Raw genomic sequence first — 22590 nt, 5'->3', positions numbered from 1 at the left:
CATGGCGAGGCAGACATTTTACTGCGTAGACGGTCATACCTGCGGCAATCCCGTCAGGCTGGTGGTGAAAGGAGGCCCGGACCTCAAGGGGGCCACCATGAGTGAAAAGCGACAACATTTTTTAAAGGAATACGACTGGATAAGAAAAGGCCTGATGTTTGAGCCCCGGGGTCATGACATGATGAGCGGAAGTATCCTCTACCCACCTGCCAATCCCGAAAACGACTTTGGGATCCTGTTCATTGAGACCAGCGGTTGCCTGCCTATGTGTGGCCATGGTGCCATTGGGACCATCACGATGGCGATAGAGGAAAAGGTGGTGATTCCGAAAACCCAGGGGGAGGTCAGGATGGAGGCCCCGGCCGGTACCATTGTTGCACAATACGGTATGGAGAAAGGAAAAGTAGCCTGGGTAAAACTCAGGAACGTACCTTCTTACCTCGCCGCTGAAAAGTTAGAGGTCGATTGCCCTGTCTTGGGTAGGCTGATCTTTGATGTGGCCTACGGGGGCAATTTCTATGTGATCATAGATCCGCAGGAGAATTATAAAGGCTTATCTCATTTCACTGCGAGCCAGCTCGTCCAGCTCAGTCCACTTATCCGCCAAAAGATCAATGAAAAGTACCCGGATCGGTTTGTTCATCCGGAAGATCCAACGATCAGGGATGTGAGTCATCTCATGTGGACGGGAGAGCCGGTTGCATTGACTTCCACAGCCCGGAATGCGGTCTTTTACGGAGAAAAAGCCATTGACAGATCACCCTGTGGTACGGGTACATCAGCCAGGATGGCCCAGTGGTATGCCAAGGGTAAATTACAGGAAGGAGATCCATTTGTACACGAAAGTATCATAGGGTCTACCTTTACCGGTACCATTGAAGGCATTACCCGGGTAGGGGACCATAGAGCTATTATTCCCGGAATTCAGGGATGGGCAAAAACCACAGGCTATAACAGGATCACCATAGATGATGCCGATCCTTTTGCCCACGGATTTCAGGTTATCTGACCTGCAAGCGAAGCCCGTTGATCAACCAATTACTTTCCTTTCCATACCCATAAAAGGCTGGTCGTAATAGCGAACTCCGGTCGCCTTGTACATGGCATTAGCCAAAGCGCCCATGGCTGGTGGCAGCCCTGGCTCACCGAGTCCGGTCGGGGCGATCTCGTTTTCCACAAAGAACACTTCGATCTCTCTCGGAGCCTGTGAGTGGCGGATGAGCTTGTACGTATCAAAGTTCATCTCCCGGGGGGACCCGTTCTCGAAGGTTAGCTGACTGTACATGGCGTGGCCAATTCCATCAACCACACCTCCCTGTATCATATTGGCAGCTGCATCAGGATTTACGACTATTCCACAATCCACGGCGCACCATACCTTTTGAATAACGGGGTTTCCGTTCTCCATAACCATATCAAAGACTTCCGCCACATAGGTGGAATGGCAGAAATAGGCGGCTACACCCCTGTGTACCCCTTCCATTGGGGTATTCCAATTAGATTTTTCCCTAACGAGTTTGAGGACTCCCGCATACCGCTCCGCATCGTAGTCGAACTCCGCTCCAACGGGATCATTGATAGCCCTGTCAAACAGTTCGAGGCGGAAATCTATGGGATCTTTACCGGCCAGTTCTGCCACTTCATCCAGGAAGGACTGTTCGGCCCCTGCGGTAAAGTTAGACCTGGGTGCCCTCCAGGCACCTGTGGTCACATTGGTAGGAGCCAGGATCTTTTCGGCTGAATAATTTTCAATTGTTCCGGCCGGGAACCTGTTCGGGAAAACGGGGCCTTCCGGTAATCCTGCTCCTCTGACTGAAAAGGCGATCAGGTTATTGTTTTCATCCAGACCTGCTTTGTATACAGAACTGTAGGTAGGTCTGTAGGTGCCCTGGGTCATGTCGTCTTCCCGGGTGTAGATCAATTTGACGGGGCCGCCAATTTGCTTGGAAATAGCAGCGGCCTCAAGACCAAAATGCACATAGAGCCGGCGTCCAAATCCTCCGCCTATCCTCGTCATGTTGACGGTAATGTTCTCAATAGGCATCCCCAGTAATTTGGCTACAGAACCTTCCAGGGCTTCCGGAGTCTGGGTAGGGCCAATGAGTTCTGCCTTGTCTGCAGTGACATGGGCAAAGAAGTTCATAGGCTCCAGCGTATTGTGCGCAATAAAGGGGGCGTTATAGGTGCGTTCTATGACCTTGGCCGCTCTGCGGAAAGCAGCTTCCGGATTCCCGTCTTTTCTGCTCTCCTGTACCTGACCATTTACCAGGGCATCCGCGAGTCGTTTTTTGTGGATGGCAGTGCTTTCCAGCTCTCCTGTGGTCTGCCAGTTCACCCTGAGTGCATTTTTAGCCTTCATCAAGGGCCAGGTAGACTCACCTACAATAGCTACGAGCTGGTGAAAGCCTTTTTCATCAAACATAGCTGGCTCATCGATAGAAATGTCGATCACGAAAGCATCATCCACTCCGGGCATTCCCTTGATCTCATCTGCATTAAAATCTCCCACGGTCATGCCAAAAGCAGGTGGATGTGCAATCATGGCGAGCTTCATTCCATCGCGATGGAAATCCAGCCCAAAAAGAGGTTCTCCTGTGATGATTTTTTTCCCGTCTACGTTCTTCTGGCTGGTACCGATCAGTTTGAAATCTTTGACTTCCTTGAGTTCCACTTCCTCAGGGATTTCAATGCCAACAGCATTGGAAGCGATTTCTCCGTAAGAAATCGATCTATCTCCATTGATCTCTGAAATTACCCCTTCACTGGCATTGAGATCTGCCACTCCCAAGCCCCATTCCTTGGCAGCAGCTTCCAGAAGCATGCGCCTGCCTGTAGCACCCGCCATGCGCAGGGCATTCCAGCTAAGTCGGATAGACAAACTACCACCCGCAAACTGATTCTGGTAGAATCCTGTATTTAGTGGTGCCTGTTCCACGACCACGTGGTCCCAGGGTACATCGAGCTCCTCTGCCACGATCATGGGCATGGAGGTCCTTACATTCTGTCCGATCTCCGGGTTGGGCGAATAGATGGTCACCAACCCTGTATCTCCGATCTTGATATAGCCGTTGATCTCGTACCATTCTTCCGGTAGTGGTAGACCTGCCGCCATCTCAGGGGCATTAGGTTTACAGGCATTGAGCCAGCTGAATCCGATGAGCATACCACCACCGGCTGCGGCCGATATTTTGATAAATGAACGTCTGTTGTATTGTGTCCGTATCTTGGTCATGATCTTTTATTTTTATAGGCCTGTTGTGATCAGGCGTTTTGGGTATTGGCAGCGGTCTTGATCGCCTGTTTGATTCTTACATAGGTACCACATCGGCAAATATTCCCGTCCATAACGGCATCGATATCGGCATCGGAAGGGTTAGGGTTGTTCTTGAGTAGGGCGGCTGCAGACATGATCTGCCCGGCCTGGCAGTAACCGCACTGGGGCACGTCGTGCTCCAGCCAGGCCTGCTGTACTGGATGGTCGCCATTTTCGGAGAGGCCTTCTATAGTGGTGATTTCCTGGCTGCCGACAACGGCAACAGGTAGCTGACAGGATCGTACTGCCGCATCACCCAGATGGATGGTACAGGAACCGCATTGTGCAATTCCGCACCCGTATTTTGTACCTACTAGATTGAGGTGGTCCCTTAGAACCCAAAGTACCGGGGTATTGGGATCCACGTCCACTTCAACGCTCTTTCCGTTGATTTTCAGGGAGTAATTAGCCATAATATTATTGTAAGGAGTTGATAACCTTCAAGATAGTGAATAATTCCATTCCCTGACTTATATAACCGTGTTTACCGTGTTAAAGTTATCAACACCAGGAGTGTCGTTAAATGACCCCGAAGATCCAGGTGATCACACCCTGCTATTTATGGGATAGTTCAATTTCAAATCTGAAAAATTTCTTCTGAGAACAAAAAAAGCTTCCTATATTTGCACCCGCTAAGGAGGAATGGCAGAGTGGTCGAATGCGGCAGTCTTGAAAACTGTTGAGGGTCACACCTCCGGGGGTTCGAATCCCTCTTCCTCCGCAAAAGAAAACCCGCAACAGAAGTTGCGGGTTTTTTTATTTCCCGCAGCCTTCGAAGCTTGCTTCGAAAAGGCGCAGGGAAATAAAAACACCCACCAAGCGCAGCTTGGTTCGGGTTTTCATGCTTGCCCCGGATTCTCAAAATGGGATCAACGGAGTTAATCCCAGACTAATTGAACACCCACCAAGCGCAGCTTGGTTCGGGTTTTCATGCTTGCCCCGGATTTCCAATCTGGGATCAGCGCAGCTAATCCCAAGGTCAATGAAACTTGCTTCAGATTGACGAAAGGGAATAAAAAATAGCAACCCGAGAGGGATGCTTTTCTTTGGATGTCTCCCGCCTGGGATCAGCGCAGCTAATCCCCAAATAACCGAAACTCCAGAAGTGCAGCTCGGTCCGGGTTTTCATGCTTATCCGGGATACTTATGTATAATACATTATCGTGCAGTTTCTGATTGTATGTTGCGGTGCCCTGGCATAGTTTGGAATTGGGGAGGGGTTGAAAACCCCGGGAGTGATGAATTTTTGGGTTGGAGACCATTTGGCTGTAAGTGACCTGATTTAGTAAACAATTAGAACTACTGTGAATAATGTTCAGAAAGGATTTATTAGTTAATGAAGTATTGTAAGCACGCCTTCAATTCATCAAGAAACTATTACTCGACAATCCATTTCAATTCCTGCCTGTCTTGGGAGTATTCAACATACTATATGTCTTAGGTCCTGATTGTATAATGCAGCCCTGGGGTTTAATTTGAATCTGGGGTGGGGTTAGCAGTCCCGGGAATGTTCGACGGATAGATTTTAATTTGTAGTATGTGATTGAAGTCCAACCTCAAAAGATCAATACATCTATTCTCCAATATTCAATTTTAGAAGACCTGTTTTATGGGATTATTCTACAATTCATATGTTTTTGGTCCTGATTGTATTATGCAGCTTTGGAGTTTAATTTAAGATTGGGGTGGGGTTAAGAACCCCTGAAAATATGTACATACCAGATCGTGAATCAACGGGAATTCGATCTTCCCAAAATCTACATTCGATTTATCGATAAAAGGAGTCTTTTTCAGGATAAATTACAAGGCAAAATTTCATGGCTTTAACATATGGATTCTAAGCTGTATCCCCGGTCGATTTTTACGATCGATTTATCGAAACTGTGAAAAATTGTTAGCAACGAAATGATTTCCGTGCAGTTCATCGAAGAATGGACTCAAAATCCTGTGAAAAATTGATAATTCCCTGAAAAAGACTCTTGCGAAATTAGTCCTGATGAACCCCAATATCTTACCTTATGAAGAATTTTACGCTCTATTTTCAATTCGTGGCGGCAGCTTTGATGCCGCTCCTCTGCAGCCCCGTAATGGCTCAGGAAAACAAATTTATTTCTCAGGAACTGGCTAAAAAGATCGAGGCCGACAAACGTATCGAGGACTATCTGGAACTCTCCAGGCTGGGATACACTGAGAAAGAGATCTTCGAGGACCTCGGCAACGCCAATTTCCTCGCTGAGAATTATGTTACCGCTGCTTTTTGGTACCAGAAACTGATCGACCTCGTCGGAACCGATGCTATTTCCAAAAGGTATATAGATCGGTACCAGGTTTCTATGCACAAAGCAGGGATCGCTGATTTTAAAAAGTCCGTTTCTCAAACCGATTGGTACTCTGACATCCGGGAGGAATATCAGGCAGGTAAAAAAGTTTCCCCGGCAAAGACCGAACTGACCCGCAGGCAAAACTTTCGGCTGCCCCTGACAGATCCTCTGCAAAGAGAGAAGGCCATGGAGTCGCTTTACGAACTGGCAGGTCTCGGGTCACAGGGTTCTGATATTTCTCGTCCTGACTTCCGGCTGTCGGCTAAAGGATACACCCCCCCGGTTGCTGTATCTGCAGACGGATTGACCGCCTATTTCAGCAAGGCCGTGTACCTTAAACCCGAGTATGGACTTTTCTCTAAAAAAGAACCCATACACAAGATCTACAGGACGGAATACCACGACGGGCAATGGATCAACGTGACTGAGGTAGGGGTCGTCCCGAAATACGCTTCGGCCCTTCACCCTACCATTTCCCCGGACGGGCAACGCCTGTTCTTCGCCTCCGACATGCCCGGTACTTTTGGTAAATACGACATCTACGTAGCCGATATCAGGAAGGACGGAAGTTTTGGTATCGCCAAGAACCTGGGTGAAAAGGTCAATACTAAAAAGAACGAAATGTTCCCAAATCTTGTAGGCGATAACCTCCTCTTCTTTGCCTCCAATGGGAGGGAAGGGATGGGCGGACTCGACCTTTTCGCCGTGCAGGTGGAAGCCCGTAAGGTAGGTGTGGCCCAGAACCTTGGCGCACCTTTCAACAGTTCCCAGGACGACTTTGCGATGAGTCTGAAAGCTGAAGAAGGTTTGGCCATTATCATGTCTAATCGAGGAAACCTCGACCAGGAGGCCCGTCAGCTGGTGTTCTCAGTAAAGGAGGAAACCCAGGACGCATCTACCCCTAAAAGGAAATACGATTTCCTGGAGCTGCTGCCCATGGATCCAAATAGCGTATATACCAATATTTATTACGAGGATTAACTCGGGATGAAAATGTTGGAAATAACCTCCAAACCCAAGATTCTGTTGACGCAGACATATAATTACTTGTGCTGCTAACCTGAATATCATGAAAGAATGACAATCGGCCGGATATCTGTGGGGTTCATCTGCTCCCTGCCAACTGTCCTCTGTCCCCGGGAACAAAAGGCATTCAGATGGTACCAAGCCGATCAGGCATACGCACATCTCGGATGCCGGGCGTTGATATGATCTCTCATAAAAGATTGTATCGTGTATATCTGGCCGATTATTCTTTCAATCTCAGGTCGCAATAATTCAAATTTGCTTTGACAGGTAACACGATAACTAAGCTATGATCGGTAGTTAATTTTAACCTGGATAAGCAGCTTTTTTACAAACTACCCAGTCGGTTTTTTTGTTAAAAATCCGATGAAATACACACTTTTTTTACATTTTATCGAAAAAATCTGCATTTCCTAGGTCAGAATAAGGGTAATTTCTAATTTTTTCCTTCGTAAATCGATAATCCCAAATCTCGATCCTATGGAAATGAACTCTACCTACAGTTTTTTTGAATGGAGCATACGCACCTTCCATTCTCAACTTCACCTAACTTCAGGACGCAATTCCGCACACAGTAAAAAATTCTTCAAAAGAACGACCTCTTCTAACTCATCCCTATCGGATGTAGAGGAGAATGGTGTGCATAGTTGATCCGTAAAGTGGCGGGTACATTACACCTGCCCATATCGGAAGTGGACCATCAAATGCCATCCTGGCTTAAAGGACAGGATTCTGATTTTTCTTTAGAACATATCTAACACAGATCCTGACCCACGGCGGACCATGCGAACACATGAGACATCCATCCTTTAAATTTTGTGAAGATGAACAGAACTACTTTAAAAGTTATTGCGATCGACAGTGATCCCGGATTCCATGAGCGATACAGCTATTACTTCAGCAGCTACCGGGAATACGACCTGGCCGGAATGTACTGGAGGGTCGAGGACGCACTCGAGGATTTTGACAGGGTTAGCCCGGATATCGTCCTTACAGAAGTATCCTTTACCGGACTCTCCGGCATAGAAGGCTTGTCAGCATTCCAAAAGATTCAAAACTCAGCTACCGTCATCATGGTGAGCCAGGAAGACGATTACGAAAAAATCATGAAGGCTTTCCGCAACGGGGCGGAAGGTTATTTAACCAAACCCGTAGGGAAAAAACGGCTACGACAGGCCCTTAATGCCGTAAGGAATGAAGGGGCTGCCCTCAGCTCTGATGTGGCCAAAAAGATCATAAGTATGTACAGGAAAAAGACCTATGAATTTTTCTCCGAGCGGGAGAACCAGATCATTGAATGGCTTAGCAAAGGAGCAACCTACAAGGAGATTGCAGACCAGCTCTATGTCACCCCCAGCACGGTGAATTTCCATATCCAGAACATCTACCTGAAATTGGACGTGAACTCAAAATCCGAGGCTCTGAAGAAGATCAGGAATATGGATGCGGCCTAATCCGGAAGAAGTAGTCCTTATGGTGGGTCGATAATTAGGTTTTGTGTAAAGTTGTCTTTCGAGGGAGATAGTGAACATAAGTTATTATCTCCGTACTGCTGCCCAGGTTCCGGATCCACTAGACGTGGTTCTGCATTCTAATTTTGGGAATGGCCCGGCCGTATTTTCCGTCCACTCCCAGGTGCCTTGAATTCGATTATCACCAGAAAGGCTTCCGGATACAATAAACTCACCTCTTCCTCCCCATTTGGTCCCTGATACAGATCTACCTTCGATTAATATACCAGATCCTGATCTTTTCTTTCCCCAATACCCCACGGCAAATGACCAAAGCCCTTTTATTTTCTCTATATAATCAAATGGTACGGATCTGGCTTCGAGAACTGAATTGCTGAGATAACCGTTATCAAAACTGAATTGAAAAATAAAAAGGTTTATTCTTTCTATATCGTAATAATTAGGAGGTACCATCAGAGTTGAATCTCGATTACTTCCAGAATCTTCTGGATCAAAATCTGTCTCGCCAATTCCTTCGATCAATTTGATAAACGTTTCTTCTATGTCAACAATTGGATAGACGGTTACTTCCCCTTTTTCGCACCAGGATGGATTTGTATCCAGTGGTTTAATGGTAAAAGATCCGGTTAAGAGGGTTACTTCCCATTCTCCAGGGAGGTTTACCAATTCTATATCATCACCCGGCATACCGTCTTCTATAAAACTCCCCAGACCTGCTATCAATAGAAAAAACCCTGCTACCGGTAAACATACGGTTCTGAGTTTTGTTAGTATTGCTGGCATGATCATTTGTTTATATGTTCACCTAACGTCAGACTATCCCCCTGCCGGATAGATCTTCCAGTCTATTGTAACCGTCCAATTCCCACCTTCCTTTGCCAAAGAGGGCCAGAGGTTAAAGCTGTCCGTGATATCCCTGGAACCCGTCAAGGTCATGCCACTCTGAGGTAATGGTTTTTTGTAGATCAGTCCCTCTTTTTTGGCCCTTATACTGATAAACGACCGGGCAGCCAGGGATAGCTTTTTATCTGTGATCTTACTGCAGTCCTCATCGTGTTCTGTTCCTTCGAACGTGAGGCCTCTCAGCATGTCTGTACTGGTTGAAAAGGAATACGAATTGTTGTTCAGGTTCACGAGCAGGAGCAGGCTGTTGGGATTGTTTACCCCTGGTTTTCCTCTTTCACTTTGTGCTTCAAGGCCGTATTGCCTGTAGTTTTTGTAGGGTCCCCCACTCAGGCCTTCACCGCAGGGGCCTTCTATCCCTGTTGTTTCATCATAGAATTTGGTGTTCACCCGGGTGAATGAAGTTCCCGATACCGGGTCGCTCATCCACATCTTGTATTTCCCAAAATCCATGTTATAAGACGCTGTTTCTTTTTTTGCTTTTTTTAATTCTTCCATTATACTTGGATCCATCCCAGAGTTTTTCATGGCCGCGGAAATGGCCTCCATGTCCATGCCCCCCATCACACCGGAATTGTCTCCTGCTCCAACATCAGCCTCATCACCCCTTTCTACCTGGAACATATCAGCAGCCGTGACCTGTCCGGGACCGGTCAAAAAGGCGTGTTCAAAGGATTGGGTAGCAGTCACCATATTGGTGTTCCCTGCCTTCGTCTGGGTATAATCATAGGTAAAAGTGATCTTGATCTCCGCTTTATAGGCGTTCACTTCAAAGAATCTTTGTTCCAGGCTTGAGACTGATTGAGCGGTACTTATGAAACATATAAAGAAAAGGTTAGTCACGATAACAAATTGTTTCATCATGCTTTATATTAAAAGTTCATAGAAATGCCTTTGGATTCATTGCCATTTAAATTAATCAACTGCCTCTTTTTGCCGCTAAGTACTTACTTCGAGCCTGATCAAATAATCTTGGTTTTTCATATGTAATGGTTCCTCGGACCGGCATGGTGGACCCATCTTCCAAAGGCCAAATGATTTCGAATTCATAGCCACCCAATTGTCTGGCTTTAATTGTAGTTGGCCCAGGGAACCATGATTCATTTGCTGTCCAAATTTCTTTTCCTGCCGGTAAGACATCCATTTCGATAAATCCAACCAAGCTGGTAGACCAAAGTTCATGATCATCATCTGCACTAAATGAAGCTACACTTCCACCCCGAGTGTTGCTATCATCCCATTTCATTTCGAGACCTCCGATATGTTCGCCCACAATATATATCTCTGCCCGATCCGTAACATGATTTACCAATAACCATAATTTACCAGATGTGATAAATTCAACAGCGTCAACTGAAATACGATTATCAAGGCCGGATACGCTCTCATATTTGTGAGCCAGTGTTACCGTTGCTTTCCCATTATCTTTTGGTGCAGTATATGTAAATTCACCTACTCCGTTTTCATCGACCGTACAGGTAGTCTTATCAATTTTTTCTTTTCCTTCCAGCTCAAGAACAACGGTTCTTCCCGGAAGAATTTCATCGTCACAGTCTTTAAGGACAAATTTGATTTTTTTCTTCTCATTTACTTTAACCTGATAAGAGCGCTTTTCTAGTTCAAATTTTGAACTGATCGCAGCTTCGCTACCATTGCGTACATCATATTGATGAGTTTCAATTTTTTGAACAAGAGGCGAGACATCTCTGGCTTTTACGTTCGCAATATCAATTATATTCTCGACCCAAAGAGAATCATTGACCGTACTCTGATAGTTTAGTACCACCCTGTTATTGTTATCCACAAGATCCATGGAAATACGCACGCCATTTTCTATGGCTTTGCTTTTTACTGTTAAAAAATAATCCATTTCTCCAATTGGAACTGCGGCTGTAAATGATGAAAAGAAGCGAATACTTCCCCTGTTCAGACTGATTATGGTATTTGCTACAGCTGTATTAAGTGAAATTTCATAATGTTCTATTGGGCTACGATTTTGTTGATCGTAATAATCTATGTCATTGGAAACTTGAACACGGGGCTGAGGACAATTGTCCTGAGCTATGATTCGACCGCCAAATGATGTGATAAGAAAGACAATTAATAGAATTCTCATGATACGTAGTTTTATATTAATAACCTTCCTCTATCCAACGATTAATTGAGATCAAAGTCCAGGTACCCTGATTAAGACCAAGAACATCAATCAATATACTTTCAGGTGCTGGTTGAATCGTCATGGAAATGACATCATCCCCATCCTTAAGAGGCCCATCATGCTCTAGTAAGTAAAAAGTGGTGATCGTTCCCCCATCTTCGGATATTGATTCAAGCTGTTCAAAATTCGTGATGAAACGATCTTTGTTCATTTCGAAGAAACGGAACGTTTCCTCCGTTGACATCTCAACGATATAATTCACATCTCCCTGAAGAAATTGTGTATCTGCCACAACATCAAATTCCACGAATTGAGCACCATTAGGAATATCGATACCCATATCCTCTTCAACTTCATCCCAATCATCCTCGAATGCTGATTCTGTATCCAGCATTTCCTGAGTAATGACGGATGTAGCAACAACCTCACTAACCCAGGTTCCTTCGATCACCTTTAGGTTGTCTAGGTCGAGATAAGGATTACTCAATGTAATAATGCGTGATTTAACTTCATCTCCTGCTCGTAAATTATCTGGATTCTGTTCTGTGGGAGAATAAATGGTGACAGTGAGAGATTTACCATTAACGTTTGAAAATTCATTAATTTTTTTTGCGGCGTTAACATACCAGGCTTCATCCATCGGTTTTGGATTCAGGTCTTCGGTCAGGTTAACAAACATGCTAATATTGCTTGCAATAGGCTGATTGGAAACAGAACTTACATTAGAATTCTTAGGTTTATTCATGTTTTTTACGGCTTCTTCAAAAGCCCCTTGAAACCTATATATCTTTGTTTGTACTTTACCATAGGAGGCCATAAGCCCATTCATAGCTTTTGTATGTCTGCTTAAATTTTCATTTAAAGTCAAATTGTTATTGAAAATAAAATTGATATCCTGGGCATAAGTCCGACTTGAAATAACAACAATAGATGCCAGTAGGATTAGTATTGCATTTTTCATGTTTTACATTTTTTATTGATTTCTTACCCAACTTCAACCACTTCAGCTTCACTAATTCCTGGAATTCCAAAGTAGTTTATGACGCCCTTACATCTTCACAAACTCCACCCTTCGGTTGTTGGCTTTGCCTTCCGGGCTGTTGTTGTCTGCCACGGGGACTTCCTCCCCAAAGCCTTTGGCAACCAGGCGATCACGCCCTATACCCTGGTCTGCCAGGGTATTCAGTACAGTATTGGCTCGTTGTTCGGAGAGGTTCTTGTTGAACTGGGCATCCCCATCGCTGTCTGTATGCCCTTCCACACTGAAGCGGATCTCCGGGTATTGCTGCATCAGTTTTACGATCTCATTGATAACGCCCATGGATTCGGGTTTCAGGATAGCCTTGCCTGAGTCGAACCGAATGCCGTTGGTAACGATCTTCCCGTCTGTGATCATTTTGTCGTAGAGCTCCAGATCTCCTGTTGCGATGCGTATGTTCCTGATAGCGGCGTACTGAGCTTCGTGACATTGCCTGGAGGCAATGGTGATCCCGGTAGGATTGTGCCTGAAATTCGGGATATTTACTACCCGCGCTTCCCCTGCGTAGATCTTCAGGGCCCTTACATTGAAGGAGACCGCGATGCGCTTCCAGTAGGGATAATTTTCATCGCCTTTAAATTCAGTTGATCCCGAGTGCTGTATAAAGATATCATCGGGTTTGATCGTGATGTTCGGTAATCGTGTAGTGTTCTTTTGGTTGACCATGTCGTAAAAAGACAGGGTGTAAGCAGTACAGAACTCACTGAAATAAGCGTCGAATTCCAGGGTAAACACATCGGGCAGATAATCCCCTTTTTCCTTCATCATGGGTACGATATTGGCCCATTCCGTAGATGGAAAGTTGATGACCATCTCATCGCCCAGCTGCGCCATTTCCACATTCCCCTTCTTCAGGTCCCATTGGGAGGGGAACTCCCCATTTCTCTCTCCCTGAAGGTCATCCTCAAAGATGACCACCTCTCCGGGCACAAAGTCGTATTTAGACCAGAGTTTTACGGTATTTTCGGTATCGGCTGGCTTTTGGTTTGCATCTTTGTCCCCCTTCGGAATGCTATCACCCTCTTTGCCTTCCATGCCTTCCTCCACCTTATCAAGGCCCTTGTCAATGGTCTTGTCAATTTTTTGATCGAGCCTGCGCTCGGACTTGTTCTTTATCTTTTTCCCGATCTTTTTCAGGATCTGGGTTTCGGCCTGGACGGGAGCGAGGAGGAACAATCCCAGCAATCCCAGTGAGAATATTTTTTTCATGACGAACGGTGTTAGGTTTCTCGATTTGATCCATTTCCGCAGTAGACGGTCAGGACAGAACATGTTACTATTATTTACAGATTAGTGCAATGATTTCTGTCATGTAATTATGCTGATATTGAGCCTATTGGCACATTTTTTTCCCCTCAATTATGACGTTTGTCATCCAGCGAACAGGTCCTGTGCGATCCAAATACGGTCGTTTGAGCATAATGACATGGCCATCAAGCCTGATTCAGCTTACTTTACCTAATTTTATAAATCTTGGAATTCAAGAGTGAAGCAAAAGAAACGGATGGATAAGCCACTGCGATCAGACATTAGATTTGAGGAATATGAAGTACAGAAAATTAGTTAGGCAGTCGCCTTCAGTCTCAGAGATCGGGATGGGCACCTGGCAATTGGGAGTCAGTTCCGATTGGCAAAACCTCAGCGATAAAGAGGCCATGGAGATGGTGTGGGAGGCCCTCGACCTGGGGGTTAATTTTTTTGACACGGCCCCCAATTACGGCCTGGGCAGCAGCGAGGAAAGGTTGGGAAAAGCACTTGAAAAAACAGACCGCGGGAAGGTGGTCATCAACACCAAGTTCGGGCATACAGATTCCGGGGTATTGAACTACGATGCAGGCTATATCCGGGAATCCCTTGAGGGGAGCCTGAGACGGTTAAGGACGGAATACGTTGATTCTTTTATCCTGCACAATCCGCCACATGAGATTCTCGACGGCCGGCAGAACGACCATTACGAGATCCTCGAGCGACTAAAGGACGAAGGCAAGATCCGGGCCTATGGGGCTTCCCTCGATACCTACGAGGAAATGAAGCTGTTTATGGAGACCACGGGAGGTGAGGTCGTGGAGGCATTTTTTAATATGCTGCACCAGGATACGGCCCGCGCCTTCGACCTCGCACGTGAAAAAGAGGTGGGGATCATTGTGAAAATTCCCCTGGATTCCGGCTGGCTCACCGGCAAATACGATGCAAACAGCACTTTCCAGGGCATCAGGGAACGCTGGTCCCGGGAGGATATCGCGACCAGGGCCAGGCTTGTCTGCCAGTTAAAAGAACTGATCGGGAAAGACCGGGACCTTACTCAGACGGCTCTTTCATTCTGCCTTGCCTATGATGAGGTGTCTACCGTGATCCCCGGTAATGTTAGTATAGCACAATTGCGCAAAAATGTGGCGAGTGCGTCCATTGACCTGCCGGATCAACTGAAGTCCGACCTGGAAGATTTCTATAAAAGAGAAGTAAAAAGGCTGAACCTGCCCTGGTAGCACCTTCCTACGATAAAATTATCGTACTTTATAAGGTCCCAGAATTTTACATTTCTCACTTGAACGTCTTCGAATAGGGATTGTCCTGCAGAGGAGAGGCAGATCCAACAAAAAATAAACATAGTAAATGGAGGGTAAAAAGGACTTAGCGGAGCTGGTCAGGAACATGGAGCCTGTCTTAAATGAGGGCGATTATATCTTCGCAACCCTGCCAGATGTTAGTGGGATAGATCGAATGGACATTCTTTGTGAATTCAAGGAAGTGGAAGGTACCACCGTGGTGATGGAAAAGCATACGGCAGACCTGTTAAAGATCCCCTATTCTTTTGTGGCCTCCTGGATCACCCTGAAGGTTCATTCGGCCCTGGATGCCGTCGGGTTTACGGCGGTCTTTTCCTCCGAATTGGCAAAGCACGGTATCAGTGCCAATGTGATCGCGGGATTTTATCACGACCATATTTTTGTAAATCGCATGGATTCTCAAAAAGCCATTAGGGTTCTTAAGAATTTGTCCATAAAATCTAAATAATCTCCGATCCGTAATTGCCATATGATGCAATGAATAATGTTAATAAAGCCTATATGAATTTAAAAAAAGCGATAATAATAGGAGCAACATCGGGCATAGGTAAAGCATTAGCAGAAATACTTCTTGAAAACAACTTTAAATTGGGGTTGACGGGCAGAAAGAAAGAAATATTAGAAGAAGTAAGAAGGGGAAATGTAGAAAATGTGGATATCGCAATTTTGGATTGTATTCGTGATGATAACTCCAAGGTATTATCCGAATTAACCAAAAAGATAGGCGGGTTGGATTTATTGATATTAAGTACTGGAATTGGAAATTTAAATAAAGATTTAGGTTTCAAGGTTGAAAATGAGGCAAATAAATTGAATGTATTGGCTTTCACCGAGATCGCTAACTGGGGGTATAATTATTTTGATGAACAAGGATATGGACATTTTGTCGCAATTACTTCAGTTGCCGGATTGTTCGGATATAGAAAAGCTCCTGCCTATCATGCAGCAAAAGCCTATCAAATAAATTATTTGGACGGCTTGCGACAAAAAGCATTTAAATCTGGGAAGTCAATAAATATAACTGACATCCGTCCCGGATTTGTGGATACAGAAATGTTAAAAAATAAAAGTGCCTTTTGGGTTATCTCGAAGGAGAAGGCGGCTAAACAAATTTTTAGTGCTATTAATAAAAGAAAAGATGTTGGCTATACCCCTAGACGGTGGAGATTTGTTGCTTTTATAATAAATTTTATACCGATTATGATCTTGAAAAGAATATTGTAGGTCCGTTCACTTAACTCGTTAAAAACCTAATCTTTTTTAAAGAAACCTGAAACCTGATGTTCGACACTCAATACCTACCATGAAAGCATATGTGATTAACAGCTATGGACCCCCGGAGGCTATTCTCCGACTCAAAGATGAAAAGCCTAAGCATCCAGGGGATACTGAAGTGAAGATACAGGTTTGCGCAACGACGGTCAATGATTACGACTGGTGTATCTGTTCCGGTAAACCCTGGGAATACAGGCTACTTTTCGGCCTTCTCCGTCAAAGAAAGAAACTGAGAATCCCTGGTATGGAAGTAGCAGGGATTGTCCATGAGATCGGAAAACATGTAACCCGATTCAAACCAGGAGATGAGGTCTACGGTGATATCTCGGATTACGGTTTTGGAAGTTATGCCGAATTCTTGTGCATCGATGAAAAAGCACTGCATCCCAAACCTCAAAAAATGAGCTTTGAGGAAGCGGCATCCATTCCCCACGCCGCTATGCTGGCCTTACAGGGACTAAGAGATGCCGGAGAGATAAGGCAGGGGCAGAAAGTCCTGATCAATGGAGGTGGAGGCGGTATGGGAGCTTTTGCTGTGCAAATTGCTAAGTATTACAATTCACAAGTAACCGGAGTAGACAGAAAGGAGAAACTGGATGCCATGAAAACCCTGGGATATGACCATGTGATCGATTACAATAGTGAAGACTTCACAAAGGGGGAAGAACGATATGATCTCATTTTGGATTGCAGGACCAATCGGTCTCTCTGGAAATACCTGAAAGTCCTCAAGCCACATGGAAAATATGTTACCGTCGGGGGAAGGTCAGGCAAACTCCTGCAGATGCTCTTCATGAATCCCCTTCTTAAGATCTTCAGTAATAAAAGAACCAGGTTGGTGATGTTAGCTGCCAACAGGGACCTTGACTTTATTGAGAAGTTATACGACGAACACAAATTGCGATGCCAGATAGACGGGCCCTATTCTTTTGAAGAGATCCCGCGCGCAGTCCAGCGTTTTGGGGATGCACAACATGTGGGAAAAATTGTCATTTCAGTGAGGTCTTAAGATCTTGTATACAGTGGTCGCGAAAGCGAGGTAGAATAGTTTTATGTTAACCAAACAACTGCCCCAATCCCACAGGCTGGTGCAGCAACCAGCCGGTAAGGCTTTTCCGGTTTTTATGGGATTCCAGAACCCGGTGGGGCACTTCGGCACTTTTGAACATTACGCAACGGGCATCAGGTGGTTCAACGATCACTGTATCACCATTTTTAAGGAAGACCTCCAATTCTCCGCCGTCTCCTTTCTTCCATCCCTCGTTCAAATAGATAACCAGTGTGATCATGCGGTTGGTCCGACTGTCGAACTGGTCGACGTGCTTCTCATACCTGGCCCCGGGCGGATAGGTGGCAAAGTGGAATTCACTGCCCGAGAGACTCAGGTAGCAATACCGGTTAAAGATGTACATGGTTTCATCGATCAGGGACCAGAATTCTGCCAGCTCAGTATCTCGCTTTCTGTCTAACCAGTAAGTATAATCCCCCCGTACTTCGTGCCGTATTTGAAAGTCATGGGCCGCACCTATCCCTGCTTTGGTAAAGGAGGATAATTGGGTTGAGAAGGCAGCTCTGATCTCGGCCAGAAGATCCGGTTTCAGGAACCCGTCAATTACTATATAATCCTTCTCGGAGAGCTCATCCATCCAGGTGAGCCAGGTCTCCAGTTCGTGGTACATCATCGATAAAAAAGCGTGCGAAGATATTCAAAATATCGATCTGCAAGACAGGGGTTAGAAACTTTCCCAACCCAGTAGAAGTGAAATAATTATATGGATTTATGTGAAAGCTTGAAGCTGCAGACCTTATCTTTATCTATATCGCGCAGTTGAATAATCGGATTCCTGAATGAAACTCGTCTTCATCATCAACAATAAGAACAACAGGCTCCGGAAAGTACTACCCGGGCTAATGGACTATTTTCAGCAGCAGTATCCCGCCCGGGTTGCATTTCAATTCACAGAAAGGAGAAAGCACGCGACCGAACTGGCGAAAAATGCTGTTGAGATAGGATGTGAATACCTGGTCGCTGCAGGGGGAGACGGTACCTTGAATGAGGTGGTCAATGGCCTTCTGCTCAGTGAGAGATCTGCAGAGGAATATCCTGTACTAGGCCTGTTGCCCTTTGGTTCGGCCAATGATTTTGCGAGAACGGCCGGAATGACCTCCTCCTGGGAGGATCTGAATAAAGGGATACAGTCCGGGAGTGCCAGGCCTGTAGATTTGGGCCGGATCACCCTTCAAAACACCAAGGAGGTCCGTTATTTCATCAATATCTCCGGGATCGGCCTGGGTCCTGAAGTAGTGCAGCATATGGAAAGGACAAGACCCGTCCTGGGGTCTTCTTTCCATTATTTCAAAAGCATCCTTTCGGGATTCCTGAGCTACAGAAAAAAAAAGGTGATATGCCAAAGCCCTTCCTGGAAGTGGGAGGGGAAGCTCCTCCAAATGGCCGTTGCGAATGGTCGTTATTTTGGGAATGCGATCTGTGTTGCCCCCAAAGCTTCCTTGTCAGATGGTCAGTTCCGGGTGGTCATCTTTGGGGACCTGAGCATTTGGGACTATATTAAAAACCTCAGTAAATTAAAGAGGGGAGTAAGAATAGTACATCCGGAGGTCTCCTATCATTCTGCAAAAGAACTCAGGCTTGAAAGCCCTGATTCATGTGGGATAGAGGCCGACGGGGAATATGTCGGGCATCTGCCCGCCAGCATAAGCATCCTTCCCGGGGGAGTACGTCTGCTGATGCCACCTCGACGCAATTAAACTCTTAAATTTGCCTTTTAATATTTCTTTAAAGACCTGACGGGAAACTGTCAGAATCCCTAACTTGGCACCCCGCTGCCGGTGTAGTATTAAAGGCAGATGTTAGTTATGATCACTGAGGATATACAAGTAGCCCGAACCGAACTGGAAAAGGGGGGCATCATCGCCTTACCCACAGAGACTGTTTACGGCTTGGCGGGCAATGCCCTGGACGAAGGTGCTGTAGAGAAGATCTATTCCACTAAAAACCGGCCTCGCTATAACCCGCTGATCGTACATATCAAATCTGCAGATTTCCTGCCTCAAGTGGCACGGGATATCCCGGATCAGGCACAGATCCTGGCCAAGGCTTTTTGGCCGGGCCCTCTGACGCTGGTCTTGAAGAAACAACCTGTGATCCCCGATGCTGTTACCTCGGGTAAGGACACCGTGGCCGTCCGGGTTCCGGATCATCCACTTACCCTGAAATTGTTGGCACAACTCGATTTTCCCCTGGCCGCCCCCAGTGCCAATCCGTTTGGATCTATAAGTCCGACCTCAGCTGCACACGTTGAGCGGTATTTCGGAGACAAACTCAAGGTCATTTTGGATGGAGGTGAATGCCGCAAAGGGATAGAATCGACCATTATCGGTTTTGAGGATGGAAAACCGGTCATCTTCAGGCTGGGATCCCTCTCCCTGGAGGAGATACGCGAAAAAGTGGGGGAAGTGTCTTTCAGGACCAGGAGTGAGGATCACCAGCCGGCAGCACCGGGCATGCTGCTCAGGCATTACGCCCCTTCAACGGATACCTACCTAGTGGATGATGTGCTCAGTTTTGCGGCCAGTCAGACCGGCAAAAAGATTGGGTTATTGCTTTTTATGGAGGCAAGGACAAATGAGGGCATAACCCATCAGGAAGTCCTTTCTCCCTCCGGAGATCTGGAAGAGGCAGCCAGGAACCTTTATGCGGCCATGCACCGCCTCGACCACCTGAACCTGGATATGATCGTGGCGGAAAAGTTTCCGGACAAAGGCCTGGGCAGGACGATCAATGACAAGCTGGAAAGGGCAACACACAAAGAATCCTGAATTCAGCTTTCAATCAGGGACATGGCATGTTCCGATAAATGAAATCAAGATAGGTAACGTTACCATGGAAAATACAGATTACACTTTGCCATCCAAAACCAGGATCGGACATGTACACCTGAAAGTGTCGGACCTTCAGCGTTCTCTCGACTTCTACTGTGGACTCCTGGGTTTTGAACTGACTATGACCTATGGGGAAGACGCTGCCTTTATCTCTGCAGGGGGGTATCATCACCACATCGGATTGAATACCTGGTTCAGCAAAGGGGCCGGGCCGGTTCCCAAAAGAACGGTAGGCTTGTTTCACACAGCCATCCTTTACCCGACCAGGAAGGATCTGGCCACCATCCTCCAACGGCTTCGTAAGGCTGATTATCCTCTAACCGGGGCTTCAGACCACGGGGTTTCGGAGGCTTTGTACTTGGATGATCCCGATGGAAATGGGGTAGAACTCTACTGGGACAGGCCCCAGGAAGATTGGCCAAAAAAACCCGATGGATCCCTGGATATGTATACAAAGCCCCTCGACCTGCAATCCCTGCTTATGGAAATTAATTGATCTCCGAGATAGATAATAAATAAGGAGACCGTCAAAGGAGAGCATCGGTAAATTTCTTATCTTCAATGACCTATGGGAGTCCGAAATCTCTTTTATCTGGTTGTATTCATTTTCAGCATAAACTTGCTGTCCTGTCAGCGTTCCCAGGGCCAGAATGATCCCCGTCTGGTAGGAGGGCCTTGTGAAGGGTGTGAGGGAGTATTTGAATACGGAGACAGGGTGCTGAGTCCGGTAGATACGCTTCCGGATTTCCATTCCGGGGCACAAAAGATTAAAGTGACAGGGACCATTTTTAAACCTGACGGGAAGACGCCGGCACCGGGGGTGGTGTTGTATGTCTACCATACCGACCAGAAAGGTCTTTATACCCCTAAAGAAGGGGCATCCGGATGGGGCAGGAGACATGGGTATAACCGGGGATGGGTTAAAACGGATCAGGAGGGCAGATATGCTTTTTACACTATTAAACCAGGTGTATACCCCGACAGGACCGAACCTGCACATATCCATCCAACCATTCTTGAACCTGACGGAAGGTATTACTGGCTTGGGAGCTATTTTTTTGAAGGGGACTCCTTACTGACTGAGAAGGAGACGAAACCTTCTGCTCCACGAGGAGGAAGTGACGGTATTCTGAGATTGAGGAAGGAAGGCAACATCTGGGTAGGAGAGCGCAACTTCGTGCTGGGCAAGAACATACGGTCATATAATTAACCGAAAATTTCCCTTCAAAAAATAAAAAGAATTCGGCTATACTAACTAATCATTAAACCTGCCAAGTAGGGCAATAAATCCGTAAGAAAATGAAAAATCAATTACGACCCTGGACTCTATCAACCATTTGTGGGCTGATCTCGCTTTTAATGTTTTCTGTACAAAGTTGTGAACCCAAAGGAAAGGAGGAAGGGCAGGAAGTTATCAAAGAAGTGGTCATACAAGCCGATGAACCTGAATATTTCCTCCTCAGGCCCGCAGTGGAGCAGGCCTACGGCTATTCCCATGCCATTAAGATCGGAAACAGTATCAAGGTTTCGGGAGCCGTGAGTATGGATGATGAAGGAAATCCGACGGCTATTGGGGATTTAGCACAGCAAATGAAGAATTGCTACGCCGATCTGGACAAGATCCTGAAGCATTTCGGATGCTCTTTTGATGATGTGGTCGTGGAAAACATCTTTACCACGCATATGCCTTTATTGCTGGAGAATGCGGCCTATCGGGCGGAGATATACAAGAATAACTTTCCCACAGGTACCTGGGTGGGTGTGAAGGAACTGGCTCTCCCCGAATTTATGATCGAGATCGAACTGGAGGTGCATAAATCGGATTAGTATAAAACGTGGTTTTCAACGAACACACTGCTTGATGCTTTCTAACGATAATGTCAGGGGAATCTTTTGGTCGAAAAGGAGCACAATTCTTGCGGACATTGTCCTTGTCATCTTTCTGATCTTTTCAGTCAGTCTTAACGCCAGGGGACAGGTATACAAAGATCGAGACAGTGTCCGAATCTTGTTTATCGGGAACAGCCTGACCTATACTAATAATCTCCCGCTTTTGGTGAAAGAAGAGGCCAGACAAATTGGAGTAACAGTCGATTTTGAAATGTACGCCTTTCCCAATTATGCCATTGAGGATCACTGGCGGGAAGGAAGAGTGCAGTCGCTTATCCGCGATGGGAATTTCGATTTTGTCATCCTGCAACAGGGACCTTCCTCCCAGGCGGAAGGGAGGAACATGCTGATTGAGTACGGGAAGAAATTCGCAGAACTTTGCCGGATATCACGAACAAAGCTTTGCTATCTCATGGTCTGGCCCTCCCTCGATTATTACCGCACCTTTGATGGCGTTATTAAAAACCACAGGGATGCCGCAAGGATCAATGATGCAATAATACTTCCGGTGGGAGCAGCATGGAAGGAGTATTTTGAGATTACAGAAAATTTTGACTTCTACGGTCCGGATGGCTTTCATCCTTCTCAGAAAGGTAGTGCAAAGGCGGCAGAAGTTATTGCGGAACATTTGTTTTCGAATTAATTTCCCCTTTACAGGGGAATATTGCTTTGTGGAATTACTATAGATGTTTTAGACATGTCTCATTTACACAAGGAACATTCGTC

At 46.0% G+C, this 22590-nt stretch carries 21 protein-coding genes and 1 tRNA gene; 14 read left to right on the top strand and 8 right to left on the bottom strand.

The genetic code is table 11. The annotated features are described in order from the left end of the window. Nucleotide 1: 1 nt before the first annotated feature. Nucleotides 2-1009, top strand: coding sequence for a 4-hydroxyproline epimerase (locus IEV19_RS02200; protein ID WP_188369068.1), 1008 nt, complete (start codon nucleotides 2-4; stop codon nucleotides 1007-1009). A gap of 21 nt (nucleotides 1010-1030) precedes the next feature. Here the strand turns inward: IEV19_RS02200 and IEV19_RS02195 are convergent, their stop codons facing one another. Next, a complete protein-coding gene (locus IEV19_RS02195; RefSeq protein WP_188369067.1) occupies nucleotides 1031-3232 on the bottom strand; it encodes a xanthine dehydrogenase family protein molybdopterin-binding subunit in 2202 nt (733 codons plus the stop codon). 29 nt (nucleotides 3233-3261) lie between these two features. Beyond that, entirely contained in the window at nucleotides 3262-3726 is a 465-nt protein-coding gene (locus IEV19_RS02190) for a (2Fe-2S)-binding protein (protein ID WP_188369066.1), read from the bottom strand. Between the two features lie 223 nt (nucleotides 3727-3949). Here IEV19_RS02190 and IEV19_RS02185 point away from each other — a divergent pair. The 3 genes from IEV19_RS02185 to IEV19_RS02175 all read left to right on the top strand — a co-directional run bounded on the left by IEV19_RS02185 (nucleotide 3950) and on the right by IEV19_RS02175 (nucleotide 8114). Then, nucleotides 3950-4034: transfer RNA gene (locus IEV19_RS02185), tRNA-Ser, on the top strand. Nucleotides 4035-5331: 1297 nt separating this feature from the next. After that, entirely contained in the window at nucleotides 5332-6615 is a 1284-nt protein-coding gene (locus IEV19_RS02180) for a TolB-like translocation protein (protein WP_188369065.1), read from the top strand. 869 nt (nucleotides 6616-7484) lie between these two features. Then, entirely contained in the window at nucleotides 7485-8114 is a 630-nt protein-coding gene (locus IEV19_RS02175) for a LuxR C-terminal-related transcriptional regulator (RefSeq protein ID WP_188369064.1), read from the top strand. 84 nt (nucleotides 8115-8198) lie between these two features. On the opposite strand, the gene IEV19_RS02170 is transcribed toward IEV19_RS02175, so the two are convergent. The 5 genes from IEV19_RS02170 to IEV19_RS02150 all read right to left on the bottom strand — a co-directional run bounded on the left by IEV19_RS02170 (nucleotide 8199) and on the right by IEV19_RS02150 (nucleotide 13441). After that, nucleotides 8199-8915: a hypothetical protein gene (locus tag IEV19_RS02170; protein ID WP_188369063.1), complete on the bottom strand. Its 717-nt coding sequence runs from the start codon at nucleotides 8913-8915 to the stop codon at nucleotides 8199-8201. Nucleotides 8916-8948: 33 nt separating this feature from the next. After that, entirely contained in the window at nucleotides 8949-9896 is a 948-nt protein-coding gene (locus IEV19_RS02165) for a hypothetical protein (protein WP_188369062.1), read from the bottom strand. Between the two features lie 58 nt (nucleotides 9897-9954). Next, nucleotides 9955-11151 (bottom strand): hypothetical protein, encoded by a 1197-nt coding sequence (locus IEV19_RS02160; RefSeq protein ID WP_188369061.1) that lies wholly within the window; start codon nucleotides 11149-11151, stop codon nucleotides 9955-9957. A gap of 16 nt (nucleotides 11152-11167) precedes the next feature. Further along, nucleotides 11168-12154, bottom strand: coding sequence for a hypothetical protein (locus IEV19_RS02155; protein WP_188369060.1), 987 nt, complete (start codon nucleotides 12152-12154; stop codon nucleotides 11168-11170). Nucleotides 12155-12241: 87 nt separating this feature from the next. Further along, nucleotides 12242-13441: an OmpA family protein gene (locus IEV19_RS02150; RefSeq protein WP_188369059.1), complete on the bottom strand. Its 1200-nt coding sequence runs from the start codon at nucleotides 13439-13441 to the stop codon at nucleotides 12242-12244. 335 nt (nucleotides 13442-13776) lie between these two features. On the opposite strand from IEV19_RS02150, the gene IEV19_RS02145 reads away from it, so the two are divergent. The 4 genes from IEV19_RS02145 to IEV19_RS02130 all read left to right on the top strand — a co-directional run bounded on the left by IEV19_RS02145 (nucleotide 13777) and on the right by IEV19_RS02130 (nucleotide 17083). Further along, a complete protein-coding gene (locus IEV19_RS02145) occupies nucleotides 13777-14718 on the top strand; it encodes an aldo/keto reductase (protein WP_188369058.1) in 942 nt (313 codons plus the stop codon). A 127-nt stretch (nucleotides 14719-14845) separates the two neighbouring features. Then, on the top strand, nucleotides 14846-15247 hold the full coding sequence (locus IEV19_RS02140; RefSeq protein ID WP_188369057.1) for an ACT domain-containing protein: 402 nt from the start codon (nucleotides 14846-14848) through the stop codon (nucleotides 15245-15247). Between the two features lie 53 nt (nucleotides 15248-15300). Next, nucleotides 15301-16023 carry an SDR family NAD(P)-dependent oxidoreductase gene (locus tag IEV19_RS02135; protein WP_188369056.1) on the top strand — a complete coding sequence of 241 codons (723 nt, stop codon included), beginning with the start codon at nucleotides 15301-15303 and terminating at the stop codon, nucleotides 16021-16023. A 79-nt stretch (nucleotides 16024-16102) separates the two neighbouring features. Then, nucleotides 16103-17083 (top strand): NAD(P)-dependent alcohol dehydrogenase, encoded by a 981-nt coding sequence (locus IEV19_RS02130; protein WP_188369055.1) that lies wholly within the window; start codon nucleotides 16103-16105, stop codon nucleotides 17081-17083. A gap of 46 nt (nucleotides 17084-17129) precedes the next feature. Here the strand turns inward: IEV19_RS02130 and IEV19_RS02125 are convergent, their stop codons facing one another. Beyond that, complete coding sequence (locus IEV19_RS02125) at nucleotides 17130-17756, bottom strand: 2OG-Fe(II) oxygenase (RefSeq protein WP_229732454.1); 627 nt, start codon at nucleotides 17754-17756, stop codon at nucleotides 17130-17132. A gap of 166 nt (nucleotides 17757-17922) precedes the next feature. On the opposite strand from IEV19_RS02125, the gene IEV19_RS02120 reads away from it, so the two are divergent. From IEV19_RS02120 to IEV19_RS02095, 6 genes are all read left to right on the top strand, one after another. Further along, nucleotides 17923-18840 (top strand): diacylglycerol/lipid kinase family protein, encoded by a 918-nt coding sequence (locus IEV19_RS02120; RefSeq protein WP_188369054.1) that lies wholly within the window; start codon nucleotides 17923-17925, stop codon nucleotides 18838-18840. Between the two features lie 108 nt (nucleotides 18841-18948). Next, nucleotides 18949-19911: an L-threonylcarbamoyladenylate synthase gene (locus IEV19_RS02115; RefSeq protein ID WP_188369053.1), complete on the top strand. Its 963-nt coding sequence runs from the start codon at nucleotides 18949-18951 to the stop codon at nucleotides 19909-19911. 64 nt (nucleotides 19912-19975) lie between these two features. Further along, a complete protein-coding gene (locus IEV19_RS02110; protein ID WP_188369052.1) occupies nucleotides 19976-20470 on the top strand; it encodes a VOC family protein in 495 nt (164 codons plus the stop codon). Nucleotides 20471-20542: 72 nt separating this feature from the next. Beyond that, entirely contained in the window at nucleotides 20543-21184 is a 642-nt protein-coding gene (locus IEV19_RS02105) for a dioxygenase family protein (RefSeq protein ID WP_188369051.1), read from the top strand. Nucleotides 21185-21273: 89 nt separating this feature from the next. Continuing rightward, nucleotides 21274-21801 carry a RidA family protein gene (locus tag IEV19_RS02100; protein ID WP_188369050.1) on the top strand — a complete coding sequence of 176 codons (528 nt, stop codon included), beginning with the start codon at nucleotides 21274-21276 and terminating at the stop codon, nucleotides 21799-21801. A 34-nt stretch (nucleotides 21802-21835) separates the two neighbouring features. Continuing rightward, nucleotides 21836-22507 (top strand): SGNH/GDSL hydrolase family protein, encoded by a 672-nt coding sequence (locus tag IEV19_RS02095; RefSeq protein ID WP_188369049.1) that lies wholly within the window; start codon nucleotides 21836-21838, stop codon nucleotides 22505-22507. Nucleotides 22508-22590: the final 83 nt, after the last annotated feature.

This window comes from Muriicola marianensis (assembly GCF_014638095.1).
GTDB classification, from domain to species: Bacteria; Bacteroidota; Bacteroidia; order Flavobacteriales; family Flavobacteriaceae; genus Muriicola; species Muriicola marianensis.
This window is presented reverse-complemented; position numbering and strand designations above follow the sequence as displayed.